Raw genomic sequence first — 15,178 nt, forward strand, 5'->3', positions numbered from 1 at the left:
CTAAAATTCTTAATCGAGTAACAGGTAAAAAACAATGATTTCTAAGGCTAATGCTGAGCATTACGTATGGGGTGACAAGTGCGATGGTTGGTATCTGGTAAACCGACAAGACATGCTGGTTATTCACGAAAAGATGCCGCCAAAAACGTACGAAAAGCGACACTACCATTCCGTATCGAGACAGTTTTTTTTCGTTCTTGATGGGGTTCTGGTCATGGAGCTGGAAGGGAAAGAATATCGGATCGTCGCTCAGCAGGGCATTGAAATTCCCCCAGGCTCAAAGCATCAGGCCAGAAATGACTCTGATTCTGCGGTCGAGTTTATCGTCATCTCACATCCAACACCGCGCGGGGATCGAACAGACCTTACCTGACAGTGATTTAACAAAGAGTCATTGGCCGCGAAACTAAATCACTATTGTGAATATAATTTCACTATAGTAAATTTTGACGGACTCATTTTGTATGTAAATACATAAGGTCAAGATCAATTTAAGGTAGAAAAATGCTAAAAATCAGGATGTCACGACCGACTGAAGCACCTGACATCATAAAAATTTGGAAGCGTTCAGTAGATGCAACACATGATTTTCTGACAGCACATGACCGACAAGAGATTGAAAAAGAAGTTGTCGGCTTTTTTTCAGAAATTCCTGTATGGGTTGCTACAAATCAGGATGACCAGCCACTAGGATTTATGTTTTTGCATGATGGTCATCTGGAAGCACTTTTTGTGGATGCTTCTGCTCGCGGACTTGGCGTCGGCAAACGGTTAATCTCACATGCACTGACCCTGCATCATGATCTAAGCGTCGATGTAAATGAACAAAACCAGCAAGCTGTAGGATTTTATCAGCATATGGGTTTTCATGTTTCAGGGCGTTCCGAGCAGGATAATCAGGGGAGGCCATATCCCCTGTTGCACCTAAGTAAAGCTAAGGGGATGTAGTTATTGCGGCAGCATAATATTGTTGATTTCTTGGCTAAAAGCGACGATGTAAGAACAACCCTGCTCACTATTTACATGAGGCATTGGTCATTATTTCCATTCAAATCTTGTCGTTCGAGGGTTGAAAACGATCGCGGCATAGGTCCACTTTTGACCTGAGAGAATCTGTTCAATGCAGTTAGTCGCATAGAGGTCGTCTGGCGGGGAAAATCTCGCGTACTCTGACTCTTCAGTAAGCTTAAACTCGTGAGAGACATTTACTGTCTGGTGACCTTCACTATTCACACTGCACTGACACGTAACCCTTGCTTCATAAAACGTATCCGGAAGTCCCTCTAGCATGCAGCCCGTGGCCCACTGTAAAAGCTGTTCATGTGAATATTCTGGCTGAGCGGTTGGTGCTTCTTGCTGATTGTTTATTAGTCGCTTTAATGTGTTAAGAAAGGAAAACATCTTATCTCCTTGTTTTTTCCAAGCATAGCATAGTCCGGTTACTGAACCGATGCTGAAAACCGTGGCTTAGAGAACGCGGAGCAGGGAAGGTGACACTGTAACTTATAGGGCGGGGGTATTGGGGCTGGTTCACCGCGTTGCCGCCTCGCTGGTGGTATCGAAAAAGCTTACCTATACTCCAGGTGCAGCAAAAGCTGTCACCTTACCTGGAGTTACCCATGAAAAGCGTTAACCTGAACGTTTCTAAAGACCAGCCAAAAAATTCTGATAAGCGGTCTGGGTCTGACAACAAAAAGCCAAAACAGGATAAAAAGTAGCGTTTCGCTAACATCCTTTACTGCAGTTTATCGTGCTGGAGGTTCTATGTCCGAACGCCCCGATATTGTTGATCCGTTACCTTCTGACAGACCGGACCGGGACGATCCCGACCGTTATCCGCCAGATGATATTGACCCTATCGACCCTGACGATCCCGATTTTGACGATCCTGATATCGACAACCCTGATATCGACGATCCCGATCGCACAAGGCCTCTCTAAGAATAGCCGCCTACGGGCGGCTTTTTGCTGAACACGGTTTCACGCCGCTGTCATAAAAAACGTTTATGTTAAGAACCGCTAATTAAGGTAGTTACATTCTCTGCTAATAAGGAGAATACTATGCGGCGCGTGTTTCTGTTAGAAAATAGGCTTTTCAAAATGAAAAGAAAAATGCTGTTATCGTTACCGCTCATTCTGGCGGCGGGCGCGGTATGTACCGGTTTTATGTACAATAATAAGCCGGCTTACATTACGAAAGCTGAATCCCGAGTCGACTCTTATCTCTCAAACAGCTACGGTCCGGGCCAGTGCGGCATTGCGCAAGCAGAGAAAGGGCACTGGAATATGGAGTGCCAGCGCCATGGCGGTCAGCTGGTGTTTAAATATGCAGTTTATCCCGCGGATAAAGCGCCCTATGCGATCGCAACAGATTACTATCTGGTAGCCGCTAATGACGAAGCTAAAAAGAGCGCGACCGTAGGGCTGATGCGCTATCTGAAGATCGATACCGGAACGCAAAAAGGTTAATATCGTAGGCCGGGCAAACGCAGTGTCGCCCGGCATGGCAGCGTCAGCACAGTAACGCCTGAAGGCGCTGCGCTTATCAGGCCTACGTGTTTTCATGCAACCACTCTGTCTTTTGTCATTAATCAATATTTATTAATTAACACCGCTTTATTGTTAATGCTCTCTTCTCCTTTTAGAGCAATACCCATGATAAAAAAATGCTGCTTAGTCAGCCTGCTGGCTGGCATGACTTTCCTTGCGAGTAATATAGCGCTTGCGAAAGGCCCAGCTATTTCAGATGCCGAGGTAAAAGAAAATATCATTAAAGAGTCTATTGCCGAGTATCCGGGGACCTGTGCCTGCCCATTTAACCGGGCACGCAACGGCAGCTCATGCGGCAAGCGGAGTGCGTGGAGCAAGGCCGGTGGCTATTCACCTATTTGTTATAAAGATGAAGTTACCAAAGAGATGATCAAAACCTGGCGAGAGAGCCGGTAAAAACCGCACTGTGCGCCCGGCATTGCGGTGTCAGCCCGGCAACGCCCGGTGGCGCTGCGCTTACCGGGCCTACCTACTTTCTTCATAGTTATTACGCCGCGTTGTTTAACCTCTGTTAAGAAATGCTGTGCGATGATAGTGACGATCGGCTATCCCAACTGATAAACCTCGGGATAACGTACAGAGCAAAATAGATCTATCCATGCAAGCATTTACCGCCAGTATCACTGGCGGTTTTTTTATGCCTGATTTTTACGATAGTCACGGGGTGACAGGGCGAAACGCTGGCGAAAATGGTGGCGCAACGAGGCGGCGGTAGCAAAGCCTGCCTGCGCAGCGACCTCCTCCATAGTGAGATCGGCGTTATCCAGCAGCGTCCGGGCGCGCGCCAGCCGCTCCTGTAAAATCCATCGCGCGGGCGTGGTTCCCGTCGCCTCATCAAAACGACGTAAAAAGGTTCTTGGACTCATACCGGCGAGCTTCGCCAGAGAAGCCACAGAGTGCTGGTTTGCAAGCTGGCTGTGAAGATAATCGAACACCTGCCCGAGTCGCTGACTCTCACGCGATCTGGCGACCGGCCGGGCAATCTGCTGGCTTTGCGAACCATCACGATGCGGCTGCACCACCAGCCGACGGGCAACGTTGTTCGCCACGTCGATACCGTAGTCCAGACGAACCAGGTGCAGACAGAGGTCGATCCCGGCCGCGCTGCCCGCCGAGGTTAGCACGTTGCCGTCATGATAATAGAGCGCATCCTCAAGCACCTCGATGGTGGGGTAGCGCTCCCGCAGCAGCGGCGTATAGCGCCAATGGGTGGTAGCCCGCTTTCCGTTAAGCAGCCCGGCGGCGGCCAGCACAAAGACCCCTGAACAGATAGACATGATCCGGCAGCCGCGGGCATTAGCCTCGCGCAGCGCCTGGCACAATGCCTCCGGCACCGGACTTTCAGCGCCGCGCCAGCCGGGAATAATAATGGTATCGGCCTGCGCCAGCAGCCCTAAGCCGCCGTCGGCCACCAGCCGGATGCCGCCGGTAGCGCGCAGCTCACCCTCATCTACCGATGCCACGGCAAAACGGTACCAGTTCTCGCCCAGTTCAGGGCGTGGCAGGCCAAAAATCTCCACGGCAATACCGAATTCAAAGGTGCAAAGGCCATCGTAGGCGACGGCCACCACCAGCGGGCGGGGGGAGGGTAAGGTTGTCATTATCCTGGCGTTTTCTGGCATAGCGGTAGGCGGTGGGCCGATAAGTTTTACGTTAGCTTAGTGTTAACACAATCGTTAACACAATCAAGGAGAAAGCACCATGAGCTACGTAAGCGAATATCCCGCCGCCCCCGCCGAGCAGGCCGCCCGCCATTTTCTGCAGCGTCTGAGCGTTGAAACCGACTGCGCTGATGTCCACCATGCCTTATCTCATCAGCAGCAGGATTTTGCCCTGCTGCACGTTGTTGGTAGCCCGCAAGCCTATGCTAACCGTCATCTGCCTGGGGCGGTGCATCTGCCCCACAGCCAGATCACCGAGGAGAAGATGCGCGAGTGGCCTGCCGGGACGCTGTTTGTTGTCTACTGCGCCGGTCCGCACTGTAACGGTGCCGATCGCGCCGCGCTAAAGCTGACGACGCTGGGCCTGCCGGTGAAGATTATGATCGGCGGTATTACCGGCTGGGAAGATGAAGGATTTGCATTCGTCAGCGGGGATTAACGCGGCAACATGAAAGTTTTTCACGTCTCGTGAATTATTCTCGGTTGCATCGGGACGAGGAGTGTGACATATTTTTAGACATATAGCCGTCCAGAAGGCTAAAATGTTTAAATCATGAACTATCACGTCAGGTTATCATTACCCGACGGCAAGGAGATTACCATGCAGCGTCACCACTCCCCGTTCCGCGCCGATGTTGTCGGCAGTTTCCTGCGCCCGGATGCTATCAAGCAGGCACGCATTCAGTTTGCCGCAGGCGAAATTGATGCGGGCCAGCTGCGCGCGGTTGAAGACAGCGCGATCCGCAAAGTGGTTGAGCAGCAGTGCGCCTGCGGCCTGCACGTCGTCACCGACGGCGAATTCCGCCGTGCCTGGTGGCACTTTGACTTCTTTGATGGCCTGCAGGGCGTAGAGCGTTACGATTCTGATGCGGGCATCCAGTTCAACGGCGTACAGACCAAAGCACACGGCGTACGCGTGACCGGCAAGCTGGGCTTCGGCGATCACCCGATGCTGGAGGATTTCCGCTTCCTGCAGAGCATTAGCGGCAGCGCCCAGCCGAAGATGACCATCCCTAGCCCGAGCGTGCTGCACTTCCGCGGTGGCCGTAAGGATATCGACAGCACGGTCTACCCGCAGCTGGACGCCTACTTCGACGATCTGGCGACCACCTGGCGCGACGCTATCCACGCCTTCTATGAGGCAGGCTGCCGTTACCTGCAGCTGGACGATACGGTCTGGGCCTACCTCTGCTCAGACGATCAGCGTCGTCAGGTTCGCGAGCGCGGTGAAGATCCTGACGAGCTGGCACGCATCTACGCCCGGGTTCTGAACAAGGCGCTGGAGGGCAAGCCGGAGGATTTAACCATCGGCCTGCATGTCTGCCGCGGTAACTTCCGTTCAACCTGGATCTCTGAAGGCGGCTACGAGCCGGTGGCGGAAGTGCTCTTCGGCCAGGTCAACGTCGATGTCTTCTTCCTGGAGTATGACAACGACCGCTCCGGCGACTTTGCTCCGCTGCGCTTTATCCGTCCGGGCAAGCAGCAGGTAGTGCTGGGGCTGATTACCACGAAAAACGGCGAGCTGGAGAACCCGGAAGGGATTCAGGCACGCATTCAGGAAGCGGCGCAGTATGTGGATATCAATCAGATCTGCCTCAGCCCGCAGTGCGGCTTCGCCTCTACGGAAGAGGGCAACAGCCTGACCGAAGCCCAGCAGTGGGATAAGGTCCGCCTGGTGACACGCATTGCCGAACAGGTCTGGTAAGCGTTAAGAGGGGCAGATTTCCTGCCCCTTTTTTTATGCTTTTGCCGCGCTCAGTCCGCTGTCCCACGGCCTGACCTGCATCCCGCGCAGCATCATCAGCCAGGCCAGAACGATGATTGCCGCCAGGATCGCAAACAGCGTCCAGCCTGGGAGCGTGGTCAGAATGATGCCGGTGGCGAGTGGGTTCATCGCCGCGCCGAGCCAGCCGAGGGCCTGGGCCGAGAAGTAGCTGGCTTTCATCCCCGGCGGGGCAATATGATCTATCAGCATGTATTCCCCTGGTGCATAGACAATCTCCCCAACCGTAAATACGGCAGCGGAGACGCCCCACAGCCAGAGCTGGCTGCCGGAGATCATAAAGCCCAGCAGCCCGATCACGAAGCAGAGCGTCCCGATGGCCATCATCGGACGAATATTGTTGGCCTGCAGATAGCGGCCAATTACGTACTGGAACATGACCACGATAACCGCATTCACCGGCAGCACCAGCGCCACCACCTTCTGCGCGAAGGCGTTATCGGCCACGGCCATGACGTACTGCGAAATGCAGGAGGCAAAGGAGCCGCTGACGAAGGAGGCCAGCAGGCCGGAGAGCGTGAACCACAGCAGCGCTTTATCGTGCAGCAGAACCGAGGGCGACCAGGGCTGGATGGCATCTCCCTCACTCTTCACCCTAACGCGCTGCACCCAGAGTTGAATAAACACCAACGGGAAGGCCGCGCAGCCAGCAGCAAGCCAGAACGGCAGCTGGCTGTTCTGCATCACCAGCAGCGTGCCCAGCGGCGGGCCGACCGTCCAGCCAATATTCAAGAATGAGTAGTTAAGCGAGAAAACCTTTGATTTCGCCGCCGGAGCCAGGGTATCGGAGAAGTAGGCTTTAACGACGGTGGCGAAGACCGAATAGGCACAGTTAATTACCGAGAAGAAGAGCACCACCAGCACCGCATTATGGCTAAGAGGAATGCCGATAAAGCTCAGTACAAAGGTGGTGATAGCGATCAGCATGTAGCGCTTCTTATCAAATTTATCGGCAAGAATGCCGAAGCCGAGGCTAAAGAAGACGCCGACGGTCATTGCCACGGTCATGGCAAAACCCACCTGATCTACGGCCATGCCATACTGGCTGTTGAGATAGATGGTCATAAAGGGCAGCGTAGCGCCGCGGCCGATGGTTAGCAGCAGTGATGAAGCGAGTAGTGCGATGATGGAGCGTTGTTGAGTTGTGATCATGTTGTATCCGACAGTGCGTAGTTTTTTATTTTTGCTTTCGCTATCAGCAATAACATGCCAAAAGCGCACTGTATAGCGACCAGATCTATGACATGGCACAGGCTGACCTACCGAATATTGTGATCTGTCTCTCGACAGATTTTTACGATAACGTAATATTTTTACAAAAGCTTAAACTTCAGGGGCAGGTATGACGCGGAAAGACGGGCTGCTGGCATTACTGGTGGTGGTGGTTTGGGGACTTAATTTTGTCGTCATTAAGGTCGGGCTGCACAATATGCCCCCCCTAATGTTGGCAGGTCTGCGCTTTGTGCTGGTCGCCTTTCCAGCGCTGCTGTTTGTCGCCCGGCCAAAGGTGCCGCTGCGCCTGCTGTTGGGCTATGGCCTGACCATCAGCTTTGGCCAGTTTGCCTTTCTGTTTAGCGCCATCAAGTTTGGTATGCCCGCTGGGCTGGCCTCGCTGGTATTGCAGGCGCAGGCTTTCTTTACCATCGTCCTTGGGGCGGCAGCCTTCGGCGAGCGGCTTCAGCTTAAGCAGGTGCTTGGGATCACCCTTGCCGTTTTTGGCGTGCTGGTGCTGGCCGAGTCCAGCCTGAACGGCCAGGACGTTACTCTGCTGGGCTTCATGCTCACCCTGGCGGCCGCGTTGAGCTGGGCCTGCGGCAATATCTTTAACAAAAAGATCATGCAGCACCCGTCGCGTCCGGCGGTCATGTCGCTGGTGGTCTGGAGCGCCCTGATCCCCGTGGTTCCCTTTATGGTCGCCTCGCTGATTTTTGATGGCCCGGCGTTGATGGTGCAAAGTCTGGTACAGATCGATATCACCACCGTGCTGTCGCTGATCTACCTGGCGTTTGTCGCCACTATCATCGGCTATGGGATCTGGGGAACGCTGCTCGGACGCTACGAAACCTGGCGCGTCGCGCCGCTCTCGCTGCTGGTGCCGGTGGTGGGCATGGCCAGCGCTGCGCTGTTGTTGGGTGAGACGCTGAACGGTTTACAGCTACTGGGTGCTGCGCTGATTATGGCGGGCCTCTATATCAATATCTTTGGCTTTCGCCTGCGTTCATCGTTGGCGGCACGCTAAAAAAAGCCCCGCACGGTGCGGGGCAAGAACGTATTAGCCGTGCTTAGTTGTAATAAGGCACGCCTAACTCGTCGGATTTATCACTCCCGGAGCCCATGTGGTTAAAGTCAAAAGGTGACTGGTCATGGGCGGAAGGCATAATCATCGCGTCGCGCTGGTTTTGATCGGTAGGGCGCGGCTGCTCCGCAAAGCTGTTGCCAGAAAACAGCGCCAGCAGGGTAAGGGCGGCGGAGACGGTAAACTTCATGATTTCCTCGATACGTCTTAAAACAGGCGATTAATGGTTGTAATGGTTTAGCGGCAGCAGATAACGGGCTTCGCCATGCATATTGGTAATGCGGTACTTATGCGGCGGCACGTCGAAATAGTTTTTAAAGGTTCGGGTCAGCGTCTGCTGTGACTCAAAGCCGTAGCGCTCTGCCAGATAGAGAATCGGCTCGTTGCTCTGCTTAAGCTTCTGTGCGATTTCAGTAAGCTTGCGGCTGCGGATATAGTGACCTAAAGAGTGCCCGGTCTCTTTCTTAAACATCCGTTGCAGGTGCCATTTTGAATAACCCGAACGCTCGGAAACCTTCTCCAGCGACAGCGGTGACTCCAGGTTATCCTCGATCCAGTCCAATATGCTATGAATAGTAATGGCGTCATTATTGCGTCTGGACATCATTATACCTCTTCTGTTTACGGCAGTATTTTCTTGAGCAAATACTCAAGGGTTGCCACTTCATCTGCCGTTAAGTTTTTTGTTAGTTCCTGATGCAGGTCTTGCCCCACTAATTTATGGCCTTGCTCACAAAGCGCTGCGCCGTCGGTGGTGAGCTGAATCAGCACGCCGCGCTTGTCGTGCGGATTGGGCTGGCGTTCAATCCAGCCTTTGCATACCAGTCGATCCAGCATTCGGGTCAGCGCCCCGAGATCGACAGACAGCACTTTTTTCAGCTCCACCGGCGTAATACAGCTTGCGCAGCGGATAGAGCAGAGCACCTTAAATTGCGTCGCCGTGATATCCAGCGGCGAAAGGTAATCGTTTAATAAGCGATCTTTTTTCTGGTTGACCATGTGGATCAAGCGGCCCAGTGGGATAATTTCATTGAACAGGTCACTGGTGCTTTTCACGATGGTTGCCCCGGCAAGTAGATTAGTCACGGCAGATATTATTGCCGGGGCAACTATAAGTCAACTGAATGCATTAGCTTATGCCACAATTTGCTAAAACGTTTCATGCACTAATTTTTTAGCAATAACTAATAAATTAATAACTGTAGGTTATACATTGGGTTAGGATGATATCCTCTGCACGGGCAGGGGCTTTGTAGGTATAATGAACGCTGACAATTTCGCTTCGAGGAGTGCCGCTTATGCAGGATCTGTTCAGGGCTATTGGATTAGGGCTGGTGGTATTGCTCCCGCTGGCAAACCCGTTAACTACCGTCGCGCTATTTCTTGGGCTGGCGGGCAACATGAACAAGGCTGAACGCGATCGCCAGTCGCTGATGGCGTCCGTTTACGTCTTTGCCATTATGATGGTTGCCTGGTATGCCGGGCAGGTAGTGATGAATACCTTCGGCATCTCTATTCCCGGGCTGCGTATTGCAGGTGGGTTAATCGTCGCTTTTATTGGATTCCGGATGCTGTTTCCCCAGCAGAGAGCGCATGAGTCGCCCGAGGCCAGCACTAAATCAGCCGAGCTGATTGAAGAGCCGGATACCAATATCGCTTTCGTCCCGCTGGCCATGCCCAGCACCGCCGGGCCGGGAACCATCGCCATGATCATCAGTTCGGCCTCAACTCTGCGTCACAGCTCCACCTTTCCGGAGTGGGTGATACTGATTGCGCCGCCGCTCATCTTCCTGATCGTGGCGGTGATCCTGTGGGGCTGTCTTCGCAGTTCAGGGGCGGTGATGCGGCTGGTAGGGAAAAGCGGTATCGAAGCAATCTCAAGGCTGATGGGTTTTCTGCTGGTCTGCATGGGCGTGCAGTTTATTATCAATGGGGTGCTGGAGATTATCTCCAGCTACCCACTCTCGTAGCAGTGCCACCCGGCGTAAACGCTATTGGCTCTGCTCTTGAAGCTCAGCGTGCTCTTCCAGCACCGTGGGCCAGCGGCGGAAGATCACCACCGACCAGACCAGCGCCGCCAGCGCAGGCACTGCACCCACGTAGCCCACGTTGGCCATCGACCAGTTCAGGCTCACCTGGTTGCCCACCAGCGCGCCCGCGCCGATGCCGAGGTTAAAGATGCCAGAGAAGAGTGACATCGCCACGTCGGTGGCATCCGGAGCCAGCGACAGGACTTTCACCTGCATACCCAGTCCGATAATCATAATGGCGATGCCCCAGAAGACGCCGAGCACGGCGAGGTACGTCGTGCTGTGGGAGGCGGGCAGCATCAGTATCAGTGAGATCGTCAGCACGGCAATCGCACTGCTCACCAGCGTGGAGGCGTGCTGGTTGCCTAGCTTGCCAAACAGGATGCTGCCAATAATGCCCGCGCCGCCCAGGATCAGCAGCAGAACGGTAGCGAAGCTGGCGCTCAGGCCCGCCACGTGATGTACAAACGGCTCGATGTAGCTATAGGCGGTATAGTGTGCGGTCACCACCACAACCGTCAGCAGATAGATGCTCATTAGCGCCGGACGGCGGATCAGCAGCGGCAGGCTCTTGAGCGAACCGGAGTGCTCGCTCGGCAGCTTAGGCAGCAGCTTCGCCAGGCAGAGCAGGGTGATCAGCGCCCCGAGGCCGATGATAAAGAAGGTGGTGCGCCAGCCAAAGTATTGCCCGACGATGCGGCCAATTGGCAGCCCGAGCACCATCGCCAGCGCCGTACCGGTGGCCAGCAGGCTAAGCGCCTGGGCGCGCTTGCCCGGCGGCGCTACGCGGATCGCCAGCGATGCGGTAATCGACCAGAAGATCGCGTGGGCAAAGGCAATGCCGATCCGGCTTATTACCAGTACGGTAAAGTTCCACGCAAGGAAGGAGAGGACGTGACTGGCAATAAACAAGACAAAGAGCACAATCAGCAGCTTGCGCCGCTCCACCTGGCTGGTGAGCAGCATAAACGGCAGCGACATCAGCGCCACCACCCATGCATAGATGGTGAGCATAATGCCCACTTCTGGGGTCTGCATCCCGAAGCTGTCAGCGATATCAGAGAGCAGGCCAACGGGCACAAATTCAGTGGTATTGAAGATAAAGGCCGCGATGGCCAGCGTCACGACGCGCAGCCACGCAACTTTGCGTGAAACGGTGTTCGTTGTCATAAGGTTATAGTAGTGTTGATGAGCGGAAAAGATGCCACGATCTTAAAACGTTCACTGGCGAAAATACAATCGTTTTGTGATTTAGATCTCGATTTTGACTCCCAAACCAGAGCGCTCATGTAGGCCGGATAAGGCCTTTGGCCGCCATCCGGCGTCAGGCGCCTTGACGCCGGATGGCGCTGCGCTTATCCGGCCTACGGCTCTTCAAATCCTGTTATTTCGCGTAAATATTTTGGTAGAGAAAAGCCACGTTGAAGTGTACTGTGTACTCCTATAAAGAGGGGAGAGGTGTAATATGACTTTTTTTGATGAGCTGAAAACCTCTTTGGAAGAGGCTGTAGAGATTAAAAAAGGCGCGAAGAAAGCGGCTCGGGTTACGCGTTATGAGGTTGCCGACGTTAAAGCAATCAGAGAGCAGCTTAATGTCTCGCAGAGTGAAATGGCCCAAGCGTTAGGTACTAGCGTCGATACTATCAAAAGCTGGGAGAGTAAGAGACGCAACCCAACGGGGCTTGCAGCAAAGGTGCTGGCAGCCATCCAGTCAAATCCAGCTTTTTATTACGAACTGGCCTCGCATTAAATACTGCTGACACCATGAAAAAACGGGAATTTATCACTCAGGACTTGCTCAGTAAGATCTTCCAAACCGCCAGCGAGCCGTTACATAAATTACCCGCCGAGCGCGAACTCGCTGAAGAGTATGGCGTCTCGCGCTATACCGTGCGGGAAGCGTTAAAAAAGCTGGTAAGCATCGGCATAATTCGCATCGTGCAGGGCTCAGGCATTTACGTCAGTGAAAATGCACGCAGCAATCCGCTGGTCTACAACTCCATCACCGAAAAACGCTTCGACCAAATGCGCTATCGTCTGCTCAGCCTGCATAAACGGCTGCCGGGCAAAGAGCAGCAGCAGGTATTTGGCATCGGTGAAAATGAGTGGCTATGGTACTTCTGTCGCCTGCGCTACGTGGACGATCGCTGCACGCAGATCGAAACCTCCAGCCTGCCGCTGGCACGCTTTCCCGACCTCAATCAACAGGCGATCGAAAGCTCATTGCAACGCTATGCAATTGGCAAAGGCTTCTCACTTTCGCACTTTCTTACCCACTATCAGGCGGTGGCGGTAGATAAGGCTCAGGCCACGCAGCTCGGCTGCAAACGCGGTACGCCCGCCATGAAAATCACCAACCGCGGCATTCTCTCCGGCGGTGAAGTCTGGGTGATGAGCGAAGTGATCGACATTCATTACGAATGTACCTACGTTACGCCGTTCAACGCCGACAATCTGCGCTTTCGCAGCGGTGACTAAGGCGTGTGCATCGCACCGTTCGGCAGGCGGCTTTGTGTCCATTCGTGGGGACGATACACCACCGGGAAATGCGCCAGCGCTGTTTCATCCACCTGCATACCGATGCCCGGACGGTCGATCGGATACATATACCCGCCCTCCGCCTGCGGCGCATTGGGGAACACCGTCAGGGTATTGGCCTGCGGCGGGATAAACTCCTGGATCGCTGCGTTATGCAGGTGAATATTAAGATGGGTGTTCACCGCTACGCCGATGGGCGTCATGTCTGGCGGCCCGTGCCATGCCAGCCGCACGCCAAATGCCTGACACAGGACCGCTAGCTTAAGTGCTGGGGTAATACCGCCAATCTGTGACACATGGCAGCGGATAAAGTCGATCTGCCGATTAACGATCACATCGTGCCACTCGGCCGGATTGTTAAACAGCTCGCCCAGCGCCAGCGGCACGCTGCTGTGCGCCCGGACCTGCGCTAACCAACCGCTCTGCTGCGGTGAGACGATATCTTCCAAAAACCAGGGCTGATAAGGCTCCAGCGCCTTCGCCAGCTGAATCGCCTGCTGCGGAAACAGCCGCTCGTGTACGTCATGCAGAATATGGAAACGCTGGCCGTACTTCTCGCGCAGCGCTTTAAACATGGCGAGGGTATTTGCCATGTATTCATCCTGATCGTAATAGGCACCCGGCGTCGGTTCGCGGGTGGCATGTAAGTCCTGCGGCGTGCCGCCGTAAAAACCGAGCTGGCAGCGAATGTAGCGATAACCTTGCGCAAGCAGGGCATCTACCTGAGGATAGAGTTGATCCATGCTTTCACCTGCGGCATGACTGTAAACCGCTATCGCGTCTTTCGATTTACCCCCAAACAGCTGATAGAGCGGCATTCCCGCCAGCTGGCCTTTGATATCCCACAGCGCCATATCCACCCCCGCGATGGCGTTGTTCATCACCGGGCCATTTCGCCAGTAGGCGTTTACCTGCATCATCTGCCACAGATCTTCAATGTGATTGCCGTCGCGCCCCATCAGCAACGGTTGCAGATATTCATCCACCATGGCTTTTACCGCCAGCGGCCGCTGCTGAAACGTGGCGCAGCCATAACCGACGATATTTTTATCCGTGGTGACTTTGACCAGCACCAGGTTATGGCGATCCGGGCGGGTGATAAAGCATTCAACGTTGGTGATGATAGTGGGTGTCATGGTCGCTCCTGACGGCTGACTAAAAGCAGATTACGGCGACTATTATTCCTGCTCTTTTTTACCGATTACCAGCACTTTATTTTGGTCTGCACAGAGGCATTGAATGGCGTAAAAACCAGACCAATTGAGCATAAAACCTGTTCAGTTTGCTTCCCATACCTGCTTTTGTGAGCATCGTCACTTTTTATTGGTCTGTTTATCGCTGCAGCCTTCCCGTAGACTTCTTCAGCATTGAAGATGCCGTCATCAAGGCAGACGAGGAGCAGGAAATGAGTAATCCAGCCATCATCAACGCGCTGATCCAGGGCGTTGGCGGTCGAGAAAATATCAATAAAGTCTGGCACTGCATGACGCGTCTGCGCTTCGATCTGGTGGATGAGGCGAAGATCAATCAGCAAGCCGTTACCCAGTTACCCGGCGTATTGGGCGCGCAGCTGCAAAGCGAGCAGTTTCAGGTGATCATCGGCCCGCAGGTCAATTACTGGTATCAGCAGATCGGCGGCGACGTCGCTGCTGAGCCAGCCAACGCGTCTCCAGCCAAAGCGAAAAGGGGGCTGGTTTCGCTGTTTATGGATACGGTTTCTGGGGTCTTCGGCCCCATCGTACCGGCTATCGCGGGGGCGGGCATGATCAAAGGCTTGCTGGCCGGTTTCATTGCCATGAATCTGCTGTCGGCAAAAAGCGATACCGTGATGGTGATCGATATGATCGCCAGCGGCGTGTTCTGGTTCCTGCCGTTTTTCCTGGCGGTTTCCGCCGCGAAGATGTTTAAAACCAACGAATATTTAGCGGCGGCGGTGGTTGCCTGCCTGATGTATCCCTCCCTGATTGAGGCGGCTAAGCAGCTGGCGAGCGGCGCACCGGGGGCGGTGCAGGCTTACTGGTTTGCCGGTGTGCTGCCGGTATCAGTATTTAACTACGCCTCCAGCGTGATCCCGGTCATTTTCTCGGTGCTGGCGCTGAGCTATATCCATCGCGCCGTTGATCGCATCATGCCAGAGGTATTGAGAACTGTCTTTACACCCACCCTGACGCTGTTTATCACCGCGCTGGTAGCGTTAGTGGTGATTGGTCCGGTAGGTATCTGGCTAGGCAAAGGGCTGGCATGGTGTATTCAAGGCCTGTTTGATACCTCATCGGTGCTGGCGGGTTTGATTGTTGGCGCGATCCGTCCGGTGGCGATC

19 protein-coding genes are annotated in these 15,178 nt (G+C 54.1%); 12 read left to right on the forward strand and 7 right to left on the reverse strand.

Annotated elements, in window-relative coordinates; genetic code table 11:
- The first annotated feature begins 34 nt into the window (after positions 1–34).
- From RTP97_RS04455 to RTP97_RS04475, 5 genes are all read left to right on the forward strand, one after another.
- Positions 35–373: a cupin domain-containing protein gene (locus RTP97_RS04455; RefSeq protein ID WP_312411289.1), complete on the forward strand. Its 339-nt coding sequence runs from the start codon at positions 35–37 to the stop codon at positions 371–373.
- 131 nt (positions 374–504) lie between these two features.
- Positions 505–948, forward strand: coding sequence for an acetyltransferase (locus RTP97_RS04460; protein ID WP_312411290.1), 444 nt, complete (start codon positions 505–507; stop codon positions 946–948).
- 816 nt (positions 949–1,764) lie between these two features.
- On the forward strand, positions 1,765–1,941 hold the full coding sequence (locus tag RTP97_RS04465) for a hypothetical protein (RefSeq protein WP_312210075.1): 177 nt from the start codon (positions 1,765–1,767) through the stop codon (positions 1,939–1,941).
- Between the two features lie 120 nt (positions 1,942–2,061).
- Entirely contained in the window at positions 2,062–2,469 is a 408-nt protein-coding gene (locus RTP97_RS04470) for a hypothetical protein (RefSeq protein WP_312411293.1), read from the forward strand.
- A gap of 186 nt (positions 2,470–2,655) precedes the next feature.
- On the forward strand, positions 2,656–2,946 hold the full coding sequence (locus tag RTP97_RS04475; RefSeq protein WP_409455922.1) for a hypothetical protein: 291 nt from the start codon (positions 2,656–2,658) through the stop codon (positions 2,944–2,946).
- 239 nt (positions 2,947–3,185) lie between these two features.
- On the opposite strand, the gene ftrA is transcribed toward RTP97_RS04475, so the two are convergent.
- Positions 3,186–4,172, reverse strand: coding sequence for a transcriptional regulator FtrA (ftrA, locus tag RTP97_RS04480; RefSeq protein WP_312411296.1), 987 nt, complete (start codon positions 4,170–4,172; stop codon positions 3,186–3,188).
- Positions 4,173–4,251: 79 nt separating this feature from the next.
- Between ftrA and RTP97_RS04485 the strand changes: the two genes are divergently transcribed.
- Together RTP97_RS04485 and RTP97_RS04490 are read left to right on the forward strand one after the other, a co-directional pair.
- Positions 4,252–4,650 (forward strand): rhodanese-like domain-containing protein, encoded by a 399-nt coding sequence (locus RTP97_RS04485; RefSeq protein ID WP_312411299.1) that lies wholly within the window; start codon positions 4,252–4,254, stop codon positions 4,648–4,650.
- A 162-nt stretch (positions 4,651–4,812) separates the two neighbouring features.
- Complete coding sequence (locus RTP97_RS04490; RefSeq protein ID WP_312411301.1) at positions 4,813–5,916, forward strand: cobalamin-independent methionine synthase II family protein; 1,104 nt, start codon at positions 4,813–4,815, stop codon at positions 5,914–5,916.
- A gap of 33 nt (positions 5,917–5,949) precedes the next feature.
- On the opposite strand, the gene ydeE is transcribed toward RTP97_RS04490, so the two are convergent.
- Entirely contained in the window at positions 5,950–7,146 is a 1,197-nt protein-coding gene (gene ydeE / locus RTP97_RS04495; RefSeq protein ID WP_312411304.1) for an efflux MFS transporter YdeE, read from the reverse strand.
- 190 nt (positions 7,147–7,336) lie between these two features.
- Between ydeE and eamA the strand changes: the two genes are divergently transcribed.
- The gene (eamA, locus tag RTP97_RS04500; RefSeq protein ID WP_312411307.1) at positions 7,337–8,233 is read left to right on the forward strand and encodes an O-acetylserine/cysteine exporter; all 897 of its coding nucleotides are present in this window, start codon (positions 7,337–7,339) and stop codon (positions 8,231–8,233) included.
- A 43-nt stretch (positions 8,234–8,276) separates the two neighbouring features.
- Here eamA and marB read toward each other — a convergent pair whose 3' ends face one another.
- Genes marB through marR form a run of 3 tightly spaced genes read right to left on the reverse strand, consistent with a single transcriptional unit; the run spans position 8,277 to position 9,346 of the window.
- A complete protein-coding gene (gene marB, locus RTP97_RS04505) occupies positions 8,277–8,480 on the reverse strand; it encodes a multiple antibiotic resistance protein MarB (protein WP_312411310.1) in 204 nt (67 codons plus the stop codon).
- A gap of 30 nt (positions 8,481–8,510) precedes the next feature.
- Positions 8,511–8,894: an MDR efflux pump AcrAB transcriptional activator MarA gene (marA, locus tag RTP97_RS04510; protein ID WP_312210134.1), complete on the reverse strand. Its 384-nt coding sequence runs from the start codon at positions 8,892–8,894 to the stop codon at positions 8,511–8,513.
- Between the two features lie 17 nt (positions 8,895–8,911).
- On the reverse strand, positions 8,912–9,346 hold the full coding sequence (gene marR, locus RTP97_RS04515) for a multiple antibiotic resistance transcriptional regulator MarR (protein WP_312411313.1): 435 nt from the start codon (positions 9,344–9,346) through the stop codon (positions 8,912–8,914).
- A gap of 242 nt (positions 9,347–9,588) precedes the next feature.
- Here marR and RTP97_RS04520 point away from each other — a divergent pair, with 242 nt between their 5' ends.
- Entirely contained in the window at positions 9,589–10,260 is a 672-nt protein-coding gene (locus RTP97_RS04520; protein WP_312411315.1) for a MarC family NAAT transporter, read from the forward strand.
- Between the two features lie 21 nt (positions 10,261–10,281).
- On the opposite strand, the gene RTP97_RS04525 is transcribed toward RTP97_RS04520, so the two are convergent.
- The gene (locus RTP97_RS04525; protein WP_312411317.1) at positions 10,282–11,490 is read right to left on the reverse strand and encodes a sugar transporter; all 1,209 of its coding nucleotides are present in this window, start codon (positions 11,488–11,490) and stop codon (positions 10,282–10,284) included.
- 295 nt (positions 11,491–11,785) lie between these two features.
- Here RTP97_RS04525 and nadS point away from each other — a divergent pair, with 295 nt between their 5' ends.
- Positions 11,786–12,070 carry a NadS family protein gene (gene nadS / locus RTP97_RS04530; RefSeq protein ID WP_312411319.1) on the forward strand — a complete coding sequence of 95 codons (285 nt, stop codon included), beginning with the start codon at positions 11,786–11,788 and terminating at the stop codon, positions 12,068–12,070.
- Between the two features lie 14 nt (positions 12,071–12,084).
- On the forward strand, positions 12,085–12,798 hold the full coding sequence (locus RTP97_RS04535; protein WP_312411322.1) for a GntR family transcriptional regulator: 714 nt from the start codon (positions 12,085–12,087) through the stop codon (positions 12,796–12,798).
- On the opposite strand, the gene RTP97_RS04540 is transcribed toward RTP97_RS04535, so the two are convergent.
- A complete protein-coding gene (locus RTP97_RS04540; protein WP_312411325.1) occupies positions 12,795–13,994 on the reverse strand; it encodes an enolase C-terminal domain-like protein in 1,200 nt (399 codons plus the stop codon). The genes RTP97_RS04535 and RTP97_RS04540 overlap by 4 nt on opposite strands.
- Positions 13,995–14,263: 269 nt before the next feature.
- On the opposite strand from RTP97_RS04540, the gene RTP97_RS04545 reads away from it, so the two are divergent.
- The coding region (locus RTP97_RS04545) for a PTS transporter subunit EIIC (RefSeq protein ID WP_312411326.1) at positions 14,264–15,178 on the forward strand (915 nt) is incomplete at its 3' end.

The organism is Pseudescherichia sp. (assembly GCF_031998825.1).
Taxonomy (GTDB): domain Bacteria; phylum Pseudomonadota; class Gammaproteobacteria; order Enterobacterales; family Enterobacteriaceae; genus Pseudescherichia.

What these genes read in the sequence shown, in the direction of transcription:
- RTP97_RS04455 (WP_312411289.1), top strand. Translation starts at nt 35, where the DNA reads ATGATTTCTAAGGCTAATGCTGAGCATTACGTATGGGGTGACAAGTGC.
- RTP97_RS04460 (WP_312411290.1), top strand. Translation starts at nt 505, where the DNA reads ATGCTAAAAATCAGGATGTCACGACCGACTGAAGCACCTGACATCATA.
- RTP97_RS04465 (WP_312210075.1), top strand. Translation starts at nt 1,765, where the DNA reads ATGTCCGAACGCCCCGATATTGTTGATCCGTTACCTTCTGACAGACCG.
- RTP97_RS04470 (WP_312411293.1), top strand. Translation starts at nt 2,062, where the DNA reads ATGCGGCGCGTGTTTCTGTTAGAAAATAGGCTTTTCAAAATGAAAAGA.
- RTP97_RS04475 (WP_409455922.1), top strand. Translation starts at nt 2,656, where the DNA reads ATGATAAAAAAATGCTGCTTAGTCAGCCTGCTGGCTGGCATGACTTTC.
- ftrA (WP_312411296.1), bottom strand. Translation starts at nt 4,172, where the DNA reads ATGCCAGAAAACGCCAGGATAATGACAACCTTACCCTCCCCCCGCCCG.
- RTP97_RS04485 (WP_312411299.1), top strand. Translation starts at nt 4,252, where the DNA reads ATGAGCTACGTAAGCGAATATCCCGCCGCCCCCGCCGAGCAGGCCGCC.
- RTP97_RS04490 (WP_312411301.1), top strand. Translation starts at nt 4,813, where the DNA reads ATGCAGCGTCACCACTCCCCGTTCCGCGCCGATGTTGTCGGCAGTTTC.
- ydeE (WP_312411304.1), bottom strand. Translation starts at nt 7,146, where the DNA reads ATGATCACAACTCAACAACGCTCCATCATCGCACTACTCGCTTCATCA.
- eamA (WP_312411307.1), top strand. Translation starts at nt 7,337, where the DNA reads ATGACGCGGAAAGACGGGCTGCTGGCATTACTGGTGGTGGTGGTTTGG.
- marB (WP_312411310.1), bottom strand. Translation starts at nt 8,480, where the DNA reads ATGAAGTTTACCGTCTCCGCCGCCCTTACCCTGCTGGCGCTGTTTTCT.
- marA (WP_312210134.1), bottom strand. Translation starts at nt 8,894, where the DNA reads ATGTCCAGACGCAATAATGACGCCATTACTATTCATAGCATATTGGAC.
- RTP97_RS04520 (WP_312411315.1), top strand. Translation starts at nt 9,589, where the DNA reads ATGCAGGATCTGTTCAGGGCTATTGGATTAGGGCTGGTGGTATTGCTC.
- RTP97_RS04525 (WP_312411317.1), bottom strand. Translation starts at nt 11,490, where the DNA reads ATGACAACGAACACCGTTTCACGCAAAGTTGCGTGGCTGCGCGTCGTG.
- nadS (WP_312411319.1), top strand. Translation starts at nt 11,786, where the DNA reads ATGACTTTTTTTGATGAGCTGAAAACCTCTTTGGAAGAGGCTGTAGAG.
- RTP97_RS04535 (WP_312411322.1), top strand. Translation starts at nt 12,085, where the DNA reads ATGAAAAAACGGGAATTTATCACTCAGGACTTGCTCAGTAAGATCTTC.
- RTP97_RS04540 (WP_312411325.1), bottom strand. Translation starts at nt 13,994, where the DNA reads ATGACACCCACTATCATCACCAACGTTGAATGCTTTATCACCCGCCCG.